Below are 341 nucleotides of genomic sequence, written 5' to 3'. Positions count from 1 at the left end.
CACGTCCTTCTTCGCCTCTGAGAGCCTAGGCATCCCCCGTGCGCCCTTATTCACTTACTCTTTTAATCATATTAACCGCTGCTCACGCAGCGACTACTCTGTTACAGTTTCTACGCAATATGTCAATGAACTTGCTTCCGCTTCTCCCCGGGGCCTTCAGCCCCGACAGCGGATCACGTGAAATGTGCACAGCAGTACTTCTTCCAATAACCGACAGGTTTTCTTTCCAGAAAGGAGGTGTTCCAGCCGCACCTTCCGGTACGGCTACCTTGTTACGACTTAGCCCCAGTTACCGGTTCTACCCTAAACGGCTCCTTGCGGTTACCGCCTTCAGGTCTACC

Annotated in this window: 1 rRNA gene; it reads right to left on the bottom strand. The window is 52.8% G+C overall.

What is annotated here, in order from left to right:
- Positions 1 to 230: 230 nt before the first annotated feature.
- Positions 231 to 341, bottom strand: a 16S ribosomal RNA gene (locus CDH51_RS19975); the annotation flags it as partial.

The sequence above is a fragment of the Algoriphagus formosus genome, assembly GCF_002807035.1.
GTDB classification, from domain to species: Bacteria; Bacteroidota; Bacteroidia; order Cytophagales; family Cyclobacteriaceae; genus Algoriphagus; species Algoriphagus formosus.
This window is presented reverse-complemented; position numbering and strand designations above follow the sequence as displayed.